Genomic DNA, 13,418 nt, shown 5'->3' on the forward strand with positions numbered 1-13,418 from the left:
GCGGGAGTAGCTCAGTTGGTAGAGCGCAACCTTGCCAAGGTTGAGGTCGCGAGTTCGAGCCTCGTCTCCCGCTCCAGGTTTCGGTTAAGTCTGGAAGTCCACAATGTGTGTTTTGTGGTTCCAGGTTGGCACGCAGAGTAGTCAAAGTAGTAAATGCGGGAGTAGCTCAGTTGGTAGAGCGCAACCTTGCCAAGGTTGAGGTCGCGAGTTCGAGCCTCGTCTCCCGCTCCAATCCCAAAGGGAAGCACCGCTTCCCTTTTTGTTTGTGATGGTAGTGCGCAAGCGCAGCCCGGCAGGGTCTGGCGAATGCGGCTACAATCCAGCAGCCGTCACCCGGCGGGGTGGCAGAGTGGTCATGCAGCGGCCTGCAAAGCCGTGTACGCCGGTTCGATTCCGACCCCCGCCTCCAGTATCTTCAAGCACAGAGCGCTACCCTAACCGGTGGCGCTTTTTGCTTTCTGGCGATCCGATCGCTGGCGCCATCCGCACCGGCAATTCCCTCTTCCTTTCCCCTCCTTCTTCCCCCTCTTTTTTCCCCTCAAATTTCCGCTAGATTGCGCGTCTCGGCTCTTTTTTGTCGTTTATCCTCTCCGATTTTTAGGACAAGTCCTAATATCGTCGCTTATTTTTGTTGTATTTCCCAATTCTGCTTCAGCTATTCCAGCGGCTGCCGTAAAGGCGGATGTGAGGGTCGTCCAAAAGACGGCTCACCGGATTCCGAGATTGTTGCAAGCGCGCTTCCAAAACAGACTGCTTGACCCCGTTCCCGTTGCTCACGGGCGTCATTTCATCGTCCACCTTTCTTGGAGAATCGGTGCCGCCCTCTCGCGCGCGCCGACATTGCGTCATGAACATCACCCAACGCCTCTTAGCTACCTTGTCGCTGGCCTTGCTGGCCCTGCTTGCCGTCGGAGTCGGCGGCCTCTGGCAGCTTCGCGAGTCGCAGGAGCGTTTTACCTACTTCAATGACAACACGCTCATCAGCGTTCGCACGCTGAGCGACCTGCGGGATACCGTCAGCACCATGCGCGTGTCGCTCTACCGCTATGCCTTGTCGCCGGAGGCGAGCAGCCGCGCCGAAGCCACGAAGGCGTTGGCGGAGGCGGATGCGGTTTTCGACAGCACGGTCGCGACCTACGAGCGCAGCGATATTTCCGACGAGACAGACCGCCAGATGCTGGAGGCGGACCGCGCCGCGGCGAGGCAATATCGCGCGGAGCGGGAGCGCTTCCTGGAGCGCTTCGCCGCCAACGACGATGAAGGTGCGCGTGGCATGCTGATGGGGGGCTCGCTCTTTGTCGCGGCCTCGGCGCTGCGCACCGCCATCAACAAGCACGTGGCGTATAATGCGGGTCTGGGCGAGCAGGTGGTGGTGAGCAACGGCAAGGCATACGGACTGGCCTTGACGGTCTTCTCGGCGATCATTGCCTGCGGCTTTCTGGTTACCGGTACGCTTGGCTATTCGCTCTACCGCCACATCCACAACAGCCTTGCCGAGATTGAGCAGACCCTGCGCTATGTGAGCGAGTCGCTCGACCTCAATCGCCGCGCTTCGGTGCGCCATGAGGATGAGATCGGGCGCACGGCGATTGCTTTCAACCAGTTGATAGAGCGCGTGGCGTCGGCACTGCATGAAGTCCGCTCGTCGACCGACTCGGTCAGTACGGCCGCCCACCAGATTGCGGCGGGCAACGCGGATCTGTCCACGCGTACCGAGCAGCAGGCGGCATCGCTGGAGCAGTCTGCCGCCAGCATGGAAGAGTTGACCACGACCGTGCGCCAGAATGCCGACAATGCGCGCCAGGCCAGCAGCCTGGCGGACAATGCCGCCGAGGTGGCGGAGCAAGGCAGCACGGCCGTGCAGCAGATGGTGGAAACCATGGGTGCAATCAGCACCAGTTCCACCCGCATTGCTGAAATCACCACGCTGATCGAGGGCATCGCCTTCCAGACCAATATCCTCGCGCTCAATGCGGCGGTCGAGGCGGCGCGCGCCGGCGAGCAGGGCCGCGGCTTTGCGGTTGTGGCTGGCGAGGTACGCAGCCTGGCCCAGCGTTCGTCCAGCGCGGCGAAGGAAATCAAGGATTTGATCGACACCTCGGTGGACACGGTTCGCCAGGGCTCGACGCAGGCCGAGGGTGCGGGCAAGACCATGAGCGAGATTCGCCAGGCCGTGCGGCGCGTCTCCGACATCATCGGGGAGATTGCCGCGGCGTCGAGCGAGCAGAGCACCGGGATCGAGCAGATCAACCAGGCCGTCGGGCAGATGGACCAGGTCACGCAGCAGAACGCAGCTTTGGTGGAGCAGGCGGCAGCGGCTGCGCAATCGCTGGAAGAGCAGGCCGACAAGCTGCGCGATACCGTGGCGACGTTCCAGTTGGCCGGGCGGTAGGACTTCAGGGCGGCGGGATGGCAGGTGGGGCGGCGCACTTGCGCGGGGATGGGGGCACATCCTGCCCCGATTCCGCGCTTTGCCATTGTGGTGATCGTGTTACATTCCATGTTGTAGTCTTCACGGGGCGTTCAGGGGATATCCGACCTGAACAGCGTGCCATCGTCGTCCGCTTGGACTCATGCCGCGCTTTTTGCCTCCAGGCTGCCGTAAAACTCCCGTTCCCGTTTTCCCTCAATCAGTGCGGTACCTCTCGGCCTGTGCCCGGCGTTCAACGCCGCAGCGCGGCCCAGAGGTCGCTTTGTGGTCCCCGCCATACGGCCGCTGGGGGCGGGCGGGTTGTCCAGTCACCGCCGCCATGGCCAAGCACGAGGAACCCAGAACGCATGCATCACGCTACCCCGCTCATCAGCACCATCGTCGGCGGTCTCGTCCTGGCGTTTATATTGGGCGCGCTGGCCAACCGGCTAAAGCTCCCGCCGCTGATCGGATACTTGTGCGCGGGCATCGTGGTTGGCCCGTATACGCCGGGCTACACCGCGGACCAGGCGCTGGCGCCGGAACTGGCGGAACTTGGCGTGATTCTGCTGATGTTCGGGGTTGGCTTGCATTTCTCGCTCAAAGACCTGATGGCGGTGAAAACGATCGCCATTCCCGGGGCGGTGGTACAGATCGGCATCGCCACCTTGCTCGGGATGGGCGCGGCCTGGGGCTTTGGCTGGGAATGGGGGCCAGGCCTGGTCTTCGGGCTGGCGCTTTCGGTGGCTAGCACCGTGGTATTGCTCAAAGCTTTGCAGGAGCGCGAGCTGGTGGAGTCGCCGCAGGGCCGGATCGCGGTGGGCTGGCTGATCGTGGAAGACCTGGCCATGGTGCTGACGCTGGTGCTGCTGCCGGCGCTGGCGGGCCTGCTCACGCCGTCCGCAGATGCCACGGCGTCAGGCGTGGCCGCACCGGACTCCGGCGACATCGTGTTCGCCGTGTTCGCTACCCTGGGCAAGGTGGCTGCCTTCGTCGCGGTGATGCTGGTGATCGGCCGTCGCTTTATTCCCTGGATGCTGGAGCGCATCGTCTGGACCGGGAGCCGTGAACTCTTCCGTCTGGCGGTGTTGGCAACGGCGCTCGGCGTGGCCTTTGGCGCGTACTCGCTGTTTGGCGTGTCGTTTGCGCTCGGTGCATTCTTTGCAGGCATGGTGCTGGCGGAGTCGGAATTCAGTCACCGCGCGGCAGAGGAGTCGCTGCCCCTGCGCGATGCGTTTGCAGTGCTGTTCTTTGTTTCGGTCGGCATGCTGTTCAACCCCATGGTGCTGATCAACGACCCCTGGGGCGTGCTGGCCACGCTGTTCATCATCGTGGTGGGCAAATCGCTCGCTGCGCTTTGCATCGTTCGGGTGTTCGGGCATTCCACCCGTACCGGCATGACCATCGCGGTCAGCCTGGCCCAGATCGGCGAGTTCTCCTTTATCCTCGCGGGCCTCGGTGTCTATCTGAAGATCCTGCCTGAGCGGGGCCACGCCCTGATCCTGGCAGGCGCGCTGCTGTCCATCGTGCTGAACCCGCTGCTGTTCCACCTGCTCGATCGCTATACCGCCAAGCATGCAGGCGAAGCGGATCCCCACCCCGCGTGAGCGCGGGCATGCAGCGGCTTGCGCAGCTCACTGGCTGGTCGCCGCGGCATCGCGGCGAAGATACTCCGTAAAGGCCAGCAGGCCCTGCGTAGGGTACTTGTCCTGGTGAACCACGAGGTGCAGCGGCCTCACCACGTCGGGCAGGCCATTGCGCAGCGCCACCAGTGTGCCGCGTTGCAATTCGTCTTCCACCACCTGCAGCGACAGGCAACTCACTCCATAGCCGCTCATCACGGCACGCTTGATCGCTTCGGAGTTGCCCAGCTCCAGCGCAAAGCGCAACTCGCCCAGCAGTGGTGCCAGCCGCTGTTCGATGATCTCGCGCGTGCCCGAGCCGGGTTCGCGCACGACCCAGTCGGCGTCGCGCAAGGCAGCCAGATTGCCAGGGTAGCTTGCGAGCGGGTGTGACGGGCTGACCACTACCACCATCACATCGTCCCGCCAGTGGGCGCTGCGCAGGTCGCGCTCGTGGCATGTGCCCTCGATCAGCCCGATGTCCGCCTCGAAATGCAGCAACGCCTGCAGGACCTCGCGCGTGTTGCCAATGCGCATGTCGAGCGCGCAGGGCCCGCTCTGTGCATGTCGAAAACCCGCGAGCAGACCCGGCAGGATATAGCTGCCGATGGTGTTGCTGGCGGCAATGCGCAGTTGCACCCCGGGTTGCACGGTGAAGCGCTCGAGTTCCTGTGCCTGGTCCAGCAGCGACAGTGCGCGCGGGAAAAACAGCCGGCCGGTCTCATTGATGCTCAGGCGGCGCGCGACCCGGTCAAAGAGGGCGCCGCCCAGCGTGGCCTCCAGATCCGCCAGCGCGGCGCTGACCGCGGATTGCGACATGGCCAGCGCATCGGCCGCAGCCACGGTGCTGCCGTGCTGGGCCACCGCGACGAACACGGAGAGTTGGCGCAGGGTCAGGCGTAGCGGGCGATGGGTCATATCTGTAAAGCAGGTAATGTATAGCGATATTACCTGTTTTACAGATTTCTGCCTGCTAAGTACGCTTCGGACATATTCAATATGCGCCCCGAAGCCCTCCGGCGTTACGGGCAGGACCCCCGCCATGTCTTCCATTCAATCGTCCGCAGTTGCCAATCTCGGCACCGAACCGCCTTCGTGGCCGACCCGGGTCTTGACGCTGGTGCCGCTGGGTTTCATCGCCTGGCTGGCCATGGTGTTCTCGGCCAACCCGGCGGTCTCTCACCTCGGCATGAGCGCGCTGACGCTGGCCATGTTCGCCGGCATGGTGGCGGGCAATACGCTGCCGCAACGCTGGCTCACCCCGCTTGCGCCGGGCATGCAGCTGGCACGCCAGCAACTGCTGCGCCTCGGCGTGGCGTTGTATGGCCTGCGCCTCACCTTCGGCGCTATCGCCGACCTGGGCTTGGCAGGCGTGCTGGTGCCGCTGGCCATGCTGGTCTCGACCATGTTGCTGGGGATCTGGATCGGTTCTTCGCTGCTGGGACTAAGCCGCCGTGAAGCCATCCTCGTTAGCGCGGGCAGCGCCGTATGTGGCGCCGCGGCGGCCATCGCGGTGGCTTCGGTGGTGCGCACCGACGACCGCCAGACGGCCGTGGCCGTGGCCACGGTGGTGCTGTTCGGCACGGCTGGCATGCTGCTGTATCCCTATCTGTTTGAGCTGGCCACCCAGCACTGGCACCTTGCCATCAGCGAGCGCACGTTTGGCATCTACACTGGCGCCACGCTGCACGAGGTGGCACAGGTTATCGCCTCGGGCAAGATGGTCAGCGATGCCACCGCGGATGCCGCCGTGGTGACCAAGATGGTGCGCGTGTTGGCGCTGGGTCCGCTGTTGCTGGTGCTGGCGTTGTGGCCGAAGGCCGGCATCGGGCTGGAGGAAGACGGCAAAGGCGAGAAGGCGGCAGGCGGGCGTCCGTGGGGTGCCATCCTGAAGGCGATCCCGTGGTTTGCGGTGGGTTTCGTGGCGGTGATGGCCGTGCATTCGGCGGGCCTTGTGCCCCAGGGCTGGAAGCCTGCCCTGCTGGCCTTCGATAACTGGCTGCTTGCCTGCGCGATGCTGGCAATTGGCTTGCACACCCGCATCGGCACCTTGCTGCGCGCCGGGCGCAAGCCCCTGGTGCTGGCCGGCCTGCTGTTTGTGTTCCTGGTGTGCGGTGGCGCGCTGTTGTGCGCGGCGGTGGCCTGAGCGCGCAAAGCCGGGACAGGGGGAGGGCGGAAGCTGGGGAGGGTGGATGCTGGTGCGGCCGACGGGGGTCGAACCCGTAAGCCCGTAAAGGCGGCAGATTTTAAGTCTGCTGAGTCTACCAATTTCTCCACGGCCGCACGGCAAGCCCGATATTGTGGTCGGTTGGGCGCGGTGATGCAAGCTTCGCGCGGGATTTGTACCGTGGGCAGCCAGGCGGGTGGCAGCAACGTGTTTATGCGTCGGTTGTTACGCTTGGTAACAATGTAACGTTCTCGGTTTCACCTGCAAATTTCCAGGAACCTACAATACCTCTTATCGAATAACGCATTGCAAGAGGCAAGGATCATGAAACGTTGGTGGCTCGCAGGACTCGCTTTGCTTGGGGCGCTGGCATCCGGTGCGGCAATGGCCCATGTGAGCGTTGGCGTGGCGATTGGGGTGCCTGGCGTTGTGGTCGGCGGCCCGGCGTACTATCCGCCGCCAGCCTACATTGCCGCGCCGCCCGTGGTCATGGCGCCTGCCCCTGTCTACTATGGTCCGCCGCCGGTCATCGTGCGGCCGGCGCCGGTCTACTACGGTCCGGGGCCGGCCTATTACGGCCCGCGTTACTACGGCCGCGGCTACTATGGGCGGGGCTACTATGGCCCGGGACATGGACGCCACTGGCGATAAGCATGAACGACCTGCCTCGTGCAGGCTGGTAAAAGGGGCCCTGCGGGGCCCTTTCGTTTTTCACGCACAGCCCTGGGAGGCAAACTGTAGGCGGCAATCCGGACAAGGTTCCATTGTTATTGGTGGGGTCAAAAAATTTGAAGAGACAGGTCAAACCGGCTCTCATATCCTTATTAGGGTTTCCACCTATACTGCTGCTGTGACGCCGTGATGACAAGATTCCGCAATGCTTCATCATCCAGCGCCCCTCCAGCACGACCTAATTCCCAAGAGGATCCGCCCATGAAGATCAAAAACAGCCTGGTGGCGATCGCAGCCCTGACCGCCCTCTCCGCACTCTCCGCCTCCACCTTCGCAGCCGGTATTGCCAAGGCAGACCCTTACACCGATGGCGCCAAGATCGGCAAGGTTGATCCCTACACCGATGGTGCCAAGCTTGGCAAGGTTGACCCGTACACCGACGGCGCACGCAAGGTGGATCCCTACACCGACGGCGCCAAGGTTGGCGATCGCCGCGACCAGTTCAGCGACGGAGCCTGAGTTTGCCGGACACAAGCCTGTGGCCCTGAGGGCTTCGGCCGTCCGCATCCAGCAACGCCGTGAATCATCGAAAGGCCCGCCTCGAGCGGGTCTTTTGCTTTTTGCGGGCAGGTGCCAGGACGGTGGCGGCATGGTCATGCCAAGGGCCGTGGCGCTATACTTCCGGCTCACTGAAATGATCTTCGAGGAGAGTGGTATGCAGCAAAAAACCGTGCTGACGGCAGATGATGTGAAGAAGGTACTGGCCGCAGCCGAGCTGGAAGCCAAGAATCACCAATGGGCGGTTTCGATTGCCATCGTGGACGACGGTGGTCACCTGCTGGCATTGCAACGCCTGGACGGCGCCGCACCGATCTCGAGCTACATCGCGACCGAAAAGGCACGCACGTCGTCGCTGGGCCGTCGCGAGTCCAAGGTTTACGAAGACATGATCAACAACGGCCGTCACTCTTTCATGACCGCGCCGGTGTTGCAAGGCATGCTGGAAGGTGGTGTGCCTATCGTGGTCAATGACCAGGTAGTGGGTGCAGTTGGCGTGTCGGGCGTGAAATCGACCGAAGACGCACAGATCGCGCGCGCGGGCATTGCCGCCCTGGGCGTCTGATACTCGCCTGCAAACAGAGGCGGCCGTGGTGCCGGCAGTGAGCGTGGCTCACTGCCCACGCACCTCCTGCCGACTGCGGAGCAAATCGCTTGTGCTTCCGGATGCTGAAGCCTGTCGACGGGCTTTGGCATCGGGCTGCCGGTTCCGGTAGCCCTTCTTGCATCGAAATCCCGTACAGCGTTACATGGTTGCCACAATGGTTTCCCACGGCATGGCTTGTGCTGGCGCGTGCGCGCGCCTGGGCACGGTCACTTCGTCAGGATCAGCTTGCCATAGCGCGTGATGCGCAGCGTGTAGACCTCGCCGTTATGCAGGATCGGCAGCAGGTTGGCGCCACGCATCAACAAATCCAGGGGCACTGCATCCCCTGCGGGCGCAGCTGGGAGGCTGTCGCGCACCAGCGCTTCGAGCCGTGCGGGCAGGGCAGCTACAGCAGATTTCATCGATTCGATCGCCGCGCTGGCGGGGCTTTCGCGCCGCGCCTGCGCAGCCTTGTTGGAATTGACTTCGACCCGGCGCAGGGAAAGGCGGCGACGGGTGACTTCATGCGGTTGCGACAGCGGCAGGGTCAGGGTGCTCATGGGCGGGCTCCGGTCCGGTGGTCTGTGGCGGCTGCGCGAGACTGCGAGCGGTCACGACCGGGTTCAAGTTGGCTCAATCTTAAATGAGAATTGTTATCATTACAATAGAGATTTTTAATCGTGCAGGACGGGTCAGCGCAAGCAAAAAGGGCACTCCTTTGAGCGCCCTTTTTGTCGATGCTACGTTGCCGGCCCAAAGAGCACGGCACGAACAACACTAGTGCTTGGGTTCCGTGATGAACCCGATCTTGCCCAACCCGCCGTGCTGAGCGGCTGCCATGACTTCCGCCACACGCTCATAGCGCACGTCGCGATCGGCCCGCAGATGCAGCTCAGGCTGCGGCTGCTGCTGCGCGGCCTGGGCTATGTTGGCTTCGAGCGTGGGCTCGTCCACCTCAGCCTGGTTCCAGAAGACCTTGCCGCTGGCGTCGATCGACAGGTTGATGTTCTGTGGCTTGGGATCGTTGGGCGTGTTGGTTGCACGCGGAAGGTCGATCTTGACCGTGTGGTTGATCACGGGAATGGTGATGATGAAGATGATCAGCAGCACCAGCATGACGTCGACCAGCGGCGTCATGTTGATTTCGCTCATTACTTCGTTATCGTCCGAGTCGAGGGTGCCGAATGCCATGATGACTTCCTTGTTGCCTTGCTGCGGCCTTACTGATTCTTGACTGCGAGGCGCACACCGTTGTCATCGGTGGCACGCGCGCTGGCGCTGGTCGGGCGCACACGGGCGCCGGTGACGAAGTAGGCGTGCAGGTCGTGGGCGAACCGGTTGAGTTTCGAGATCACGCCCTTGTTGCCGCGGGTCAGCGCGTTGTAGCCCAGCACCGCGGGGATCGCAACGGCCAGGCCGAAGGCGGTCATGATCAGTGCCTCGCCCACCGGGCCTGCCACCTTGTCGATGGTCGGCACGCCGGAGGCGCCGATGTTGATCAGCGCGTGATAGATGCCCCACACGGTGCCGAACAGGCCAACGAACGGCGCTGTGGAACCGACGGACGCCAGCACGGCCAGGCCCGATTGCATGCGTGCAACGGCCTCGTCGATGGCGCTCTTGAGCGAGCGGGTGATCCAGTCCGAGATGTCCATCACGTCGTGCAGCTGCGGTTGGCTGGCGCGATGGTGCTGCGCGGCTTCCTTGCCGGTCATGGCTAGCGTGCGAAACGGGTTGGCTTCGCTGCTGCCGAGGGTTTCGAGAGCGTGGTCGAAATCGTCGGAGTGCCAGAACTGCTTTTCAGCGCCATGCGCCATCTTCTTCAGCCGGAAGAGATCCCACGCCTTCGTGAGAATCACGATCCACGAAGCCAGCGACATGATGAGCAGAATGATGGCGGTGGCACGCATGACGAAATCGCCTTGCGTCCAGAGGTGAGAAAGTCCGAGGTCCTGCATGTTGGTTCCTGGTGAGGTCGGTATTGAAATCAGTTGAGTTCGAACCCGATCGGCTGCTGGGCGGTAACCGCCACGGCACGACCGTTGTCCAGATAGGGCTTGCAGCGCATGCGTCGCACCGCCTCCTCGGCGGCCTGGTCCAGCCTCGAGGATCCGCTCGAGGTCACGACTGCGGTCTTGACCACCTTGCCGGTATCGTCTGTAGTCAGACGCACCACGGCCTTGCCGGTTTCACCCATGCGGCGCGATTGCGACGGATAGGTGGGTTGCGGCGGGCTGCACTGGATCTCGCCAATGCCGACCGCGCGTGGCGCTGCCGACACCGGAGCGGCCGGCTCGGGGGCGGGGGCGGGCGGTGCCGGCGGGGCAGGTGGCGCGGGCGGTGCTTCCACGGCATTGGGCGTGGGTGGCAGCGATGCCACCGGCGTCGGCGTGGGGCGCGGTTGCGGCGGTGCAGGCTTGGGTGTAGTGACCTTCACCTGCTTGGGCGGGGTTTCCGGTTTGGGCTTTGGCGTCTCGACGGCGGGCTTTTGGGGTGGCTCGAGCGGGATGATGCGGGCGACGACTTCTGGCGAGATCACGGCCTCCGTGATCTTGCGTCCCAGCCCGCTCTGGATCAGGTAAAGCAGGCCGACGTGGAACAGCAGGACGGCAAGCGTGATCTTGAAAAAACGTTGATCGAACATGAGAAAACAGCAGATGTCGGCGAATTGGCGCGGCGCCGGCTTTATTAGCGATAGGGCCTATTTGCGATAGAACAGGATCAGCGAGATGCCACAACCGACCAGCAAGCTAAGCAGCAATTCCATGATAAACGCTCCTTCAACAGTGATGCCGGTGGGAGCGCCGCTCTTGAGGCAGCGTGTCAGGTCGTCAGTATAAACGATAATGATTCTTATTTGGTGGCATTTTGTGCAATGCGTTGAATCGCTGCCGCGCAGCCGTCTTTATACGCCGATTTGGCGATACCTTCCCGCGGCTGCGACAAAATGCGCGCTCTCGCACGGCACAGGGTTGCTGGCAATGCCCGATTTGCCACAAAGCGCGCTAGCATAGGAAAAAGACGAGCCATTCGATCCATTCGAGCATTTCGCCGCGCTGGCCGCGGCGCCCCCCGTGCGAGAGGACCAGGCCATGGATTTCACCCGTTTCGCCGAAGACGACCGCTCGACCCTCCTGCGTGCTGCGACCGGCTCGCCATGCACCTCCGCGCTCGACTGGATGTGCGCCCAGTTCGCCCTGCGGGTCGTGTGCTCGCTGGGGCCCAGATTCAACCTGCGCAGCAATATCAACGACATCCTGACGGTCAGCGCACAGGAGATGGTGTGGCCGTACGGCGTGGTGTTGCGCGTCCAGCGCTTCCTTGCCGCGCGCTGCGCCGATATGCCGGCCTGGAAAGGTGCAGCGCGCCTCACGCCTGAAGAATTCCTGGAGCGGCACGGGCAATGGAACAGCGCGTTCGACGAGAGCGCGCTGTTCTACTACCTGGATGAGTACGTCAAGCATCACGCCAAGGATATGTTCGCCGTGTTCGATGCGTCGGCGGCGGCGCTGGCAGCGCGGCTGGATGGCGAGCGCGTGCTGCTGGTGCGTAACATCGACATGCTCAGCCATGTGCTGGATTTGCCCGAGCATGAGCGCAAGCTGTTGCTGTATGCGGCGCTCGCAAAATACAAGCGCGACCTGCGCGCGGTGATGGTGGACTGCAAGGTGGCGCACAGCCAGGAAGCCTTCCAGATCCTCGCCGGCTTGACCGGCGCAAGTCCGGCCGCGGTGGCGGTGTCGCTGCGGCCCGGATCGCGTCTGGAGACGCTCAACCTGATCGAGCAGCCCCTGCCCGAGAACAGCGTGACCGATCTGGGCGACCTGATGCGCCTGTCGGACCGGCTGCTGCATGTCCTGCTTGGCAACTACGCGAACGAAGCCGAGATGATGGCGGTGTTCACGCGCCCGGCGGCAGCACCCACGCTTGGCACCGGCGACTATCCGCACGTCGAGACCGATGCGCGCTACCTGTCGGCGCTGCTGGCCAACGCCACGCAGCAGCATGCCTGCGGCGTCAACGTGTTGATCTACGGCCCACCCGGCACCGGCAAGACCGAGTTCGCGCGGCTGCTGGCGCGCGAGGCTGGCTGCGAGTTGTACGAAGTGGACTGCCTGGACCGCGACGGCAACAGCTTGTCAGGCAAGGATCGCTATCGCTCGCTGCAGGTGTCGCAGGCGTTCCTGCGTGGCCGCCCGCGCACGGCTCTGCTGTTCGACGAAGTCGAGGATGTGTTCCCGGGCAGCGCGCGCGAGCTCACCAGCCTGTTTGGCCAGGAGGACCCGCGCGGCTCGGTGAACGGCAAGGCCTGGGTCAACCAGACATTGGAGCAGAACCCGGTCCCGGTGATCTGGATCTCCAACTCGATTCGCCAGATCGACCCGGCCTATCTGCGCCGTTTCCAGTTCCACCTGGAGCTGAAGATCCCGCCCCCGCTGGTGCGCGAGAACATCATTCGCAAGCACCTGGGCACGCTGGACGTGAGCGACGCCTTTATCGCGTCGCTGGCCGCGCGCAAGACCTTGACACCGGCGCAGGTGCAATCGGCCGCGCGCTTCGTGCAACTGGCGGGCTCGGGCGTGGCCGAGCCGGTGGAGGCGCTGATCTTGCGGCAGCTTGACCATGCCGACCGCGCCATGGGCTTGCGCCCGGAAGTGGAAGGGCGCCCGGTGGTGACGCACTACCGCCTGGATTACCTGAACCTGGAGACGCGCTACGAGGTCGGCAAGATCGTGCAGGCGCTCAAGGCACGGCAGCGCGGCACCTTGTGTTTCTATGGTCCTCCGGGCACCGGCAAGACCGCGCTGGCCGAGCACATCGCGGCCGCGCTCGAGCAACCGCTGATGATCCGGCGCGCCTCCGACCTGATGAGCAAGTACGTGGGGGAAACCGAGCAGCAGATCGCGGCGATGTTCGCGCGCGCGGAGGAAGACGGTGCCATCCTGCTGCTCGACGAAGCCGACAGCTTCATGCAAAGCCGGCAGAACGCCGTGCGCAATTACGAGGTGTCCGAGGTCAACGAGATGCTTCAGGGCATGGAGCGCTTCAACGGCATCTTCGTTTGCACCACCAACCTGTTCGAGCGGATCGACGAGGCGGCGCTGCGCCGCTTCTCGTTCAAGATCCGTTTCCTGCCGCTCAAGCCCGAGCAACGCACGGCGATGTTTGTCGAGGAAGCGCTGGATGCCGATCCGCAGCGCATGGACGCAACCATGCGCGAGGAGCTGGCGAAGATGGATTGCCTGACGCCGGGCGACTTCGCCACGGTCAAGCGTCAGTGCGTGCTGCTCGGCGAGACGCTGACGCCAGACGAGTTCCTGGCACAGTTGCGCCAGGAACATGCGGTCAAGCCGGATGTGCGGCAGCGTCGCCCGCTGGGGTTCCTGCAATGACCTGAAGCGG

12 protein-coding genes and 4 tRNA genes are annotated in these 13,418 nt (G+C 63.5%); 10 read left to right on the forward strand and 6 right to left on the reverse strand.

What is annotated here, in order from left to right; genetic code table 11:
- The 5 genes from AC1RQC_RS19660 (at window position 1) to AC1RQC_RS19680 (ending at window position 4,017) form a co-directional block, all read left to right on the forward strand.
- Window positions 1–76, forward strand: a tRNA-Gly gene (locus tag AC1RQC_RS19660).
- Between the two features lie 79 nt (window positions 77–155).
- Window positions 156–231 (forward strand) — tRNA-Gly (locus tag AC1RQC_RS19665).
- Window positions 232–335: 104 nt separating this feature from the next.
- Window positions 336–409 (forward strand) — tRNA-Cys (locus AC1RQC_RS19670).
- Window positions 410–847: 438 nt separating this feature from the next.
- Entirely contained in the window at window positions 848–2,392 is a 1,545-nt protein-coding gene (locus tag AC1RQC_RS19675) for a methyl-accepting chemotaxis protein (protein WP_492374584.1), read from the forward strand.
- A 386-nt stretch (window positions 2,393–2,778) separates the two neighbouring features.
- The gene (locus tag AC1RQC_RS19680; RefSeq protein WP_492809111.1) at window positions 2,779–4,017 is read left to right on the forward strand and encodes a cation:proton antiporter domain-containing protein; all 1,239 of its coding nucleotides are present in this window, start codon (window positions 2,779–2,781) and stop codon (window positions 4,015–4,017) included.
- A 27-nt stretch (window positions 4,018–4,044) separates the two neighbouring features.
- On the opposite strand, the gene AC1RQC_RS19685 is transcribed toward AC1RQC_RS19680, so the two are convergent.
- The gene (locus AC1RQC_RS19685) at window positions 4,045–4,950 is read right to left on the reverse strand and encodes a LysR family transcriptional regulator (protein WP_492374582.1); all 906 of its coding nucleotides are present in this window, start codon (window positions 4,948–4,950) and stop codon (window positions 4,045–4,047) included.
- 124 nt (window positions 4,951–5,074) lie between these two features.
- Here AC1RQC_RS19685 and AC1RQC_RS19690 point away from each other — a divergent pair, with 124 nt between their 5' ends.
- Entirely contained in the window at window positions 5,075–6,178 is a 1,104-nt protein-coding gene (locus AC1RQC_RS19690) for a YeiH family protein (RefSeq protein WP_492374581.1), read from the forward strand.
- A gap of 50 nt (window positions 6,179–6,228) precedes the next feature.
- On the opposite strand, the gene AC1RQC_RS19695 is transcribed toward AC1RQC_RS19690, so the two are convergent.
- Window positions 6,229–6,315: transfer RNA gene (locus AC1RQC_RS19695), tRNA-Leu, on the reverse strand.
- 208 nt (window positions 6,316–6,523) lie between these two features.
- Here AC1RQC_RS19695 and AC1RQC_RS19700 point away from each other — a divergent pair.
- From AC1RQC_RS19700 to AC1RQC_RS19710, 3 genes are all read left to right on the forward strand, one after another.
- A complete protein-coding gene (locus AC1RQC_RS19700; protein WP_492376824.1) occupies window positions 6,524–6,850 on the forward strand; it encodes a hypothetical protein in 327 nt (108 codons plus the stop codon).
- Between the two features lie 282 nt (window positions 6,851–7,132).
- Window positions 7,133–7,390, forward strand: coding sequence for a hypothetical protein (locus AC1RQC_RS19705; RefSeq protein ID WP_492884391.1), 258 nt, complete (start codon window positions 7,133–7,135; stop codon window positions 7,388–7,390).
- A gap of 196 nt (window positions 7,391–7,586) precedes the next feature.
- Complete coding sequence (locus AC1RQC_RS19710; RefSeq protein WP_006158644.1) at window positions 7,587–7,994, forward strand: heme-binding protein; 408 nt, start codon at window positions 7,587–7,589, stop codon at window positions 7,992–7,994.
- A 248-nt stretch (window positions 7,995–8,242) separates the two neighbouring features.
- Here AC1RQC_RS19710 and AC1RQC_RS19715 read toward each other — a convergent pair whose 3' ends face one another.
- The 4 genes from AC1RQC_RS19715 to AC1RQC_RS19730 all read right to left on the reverse strand — a co-directional run bounded on the left by AC1RQC_RS19715 (window position 8,243) and on the right by AC1RQC_RS19730 (window position 10,659).
- Entirely contained in the window at window positions 8,243–8,575 is a 333-nt protein-coding gene (locus AC1RQC_RS19715) for a hemin uptake protein HemP (RefSeq protein ID WP_492809115.1), read from the reverse strand.
- A gap of 217 nt (window positions 8,576–8,792) precedes the next feature.
- Complete coding sequence (locus tag AC1RQC_RS19720; protein ID WP_492809117.1) at window positions 8,793–9,206, reverse strand: ExbD/TolR family protein; 414 nt, start codon at window positions 9,204–9,206, stop codon at window positions 8,793–8,795.
- Window positions 9,207–9,235: 29 nt separating this feature from the next.
- A complete protein-coding gene (locus tag AC1RQC_RS19725) occupies window positions 9,236–9,973 on the reverse strand; it encodes a MotA/TolQ/ExbB proton channel family protein (protein ID WP_150983190.1) in 738 nt (245 codons plus the stop codon).
- A gap of 29 nt (window positions 9,974–10,002) precedes the next feature.
- Window positions 10,003–10,659, reverse strand: a complete 657-nt coding sequence (locus tag AC1RQC_RS19730; RefSeq protein WP_150983191.1) for an energy transducer TonB — start codon at window positions 10,657–10,659, stop codon at window positions 10,003–10,005.
- A 448-nt stretch (window positions 10,660–11,107) separates the two neighbouring features.
- Between AC1RQC_RS19730 and AC1RQC_RS19735 the strand changes: the two genes are divergently transcribed.
- Entirely contained in the window at window positions 11,108–13,408 is a 2,301-nt protein-coding gene (locus tag AC1RQC_RS19735; protein ID WP_492376244.1) for an AAA family ATPase, read from the forward strand.
- Window positions 13,409–13,418 lie beyond the last annotated feature (10 nt).

The sequence above is a fragment of the Cupriavidus sp. GW822-FHT03E04 genome (assembly GCF_058801495.1).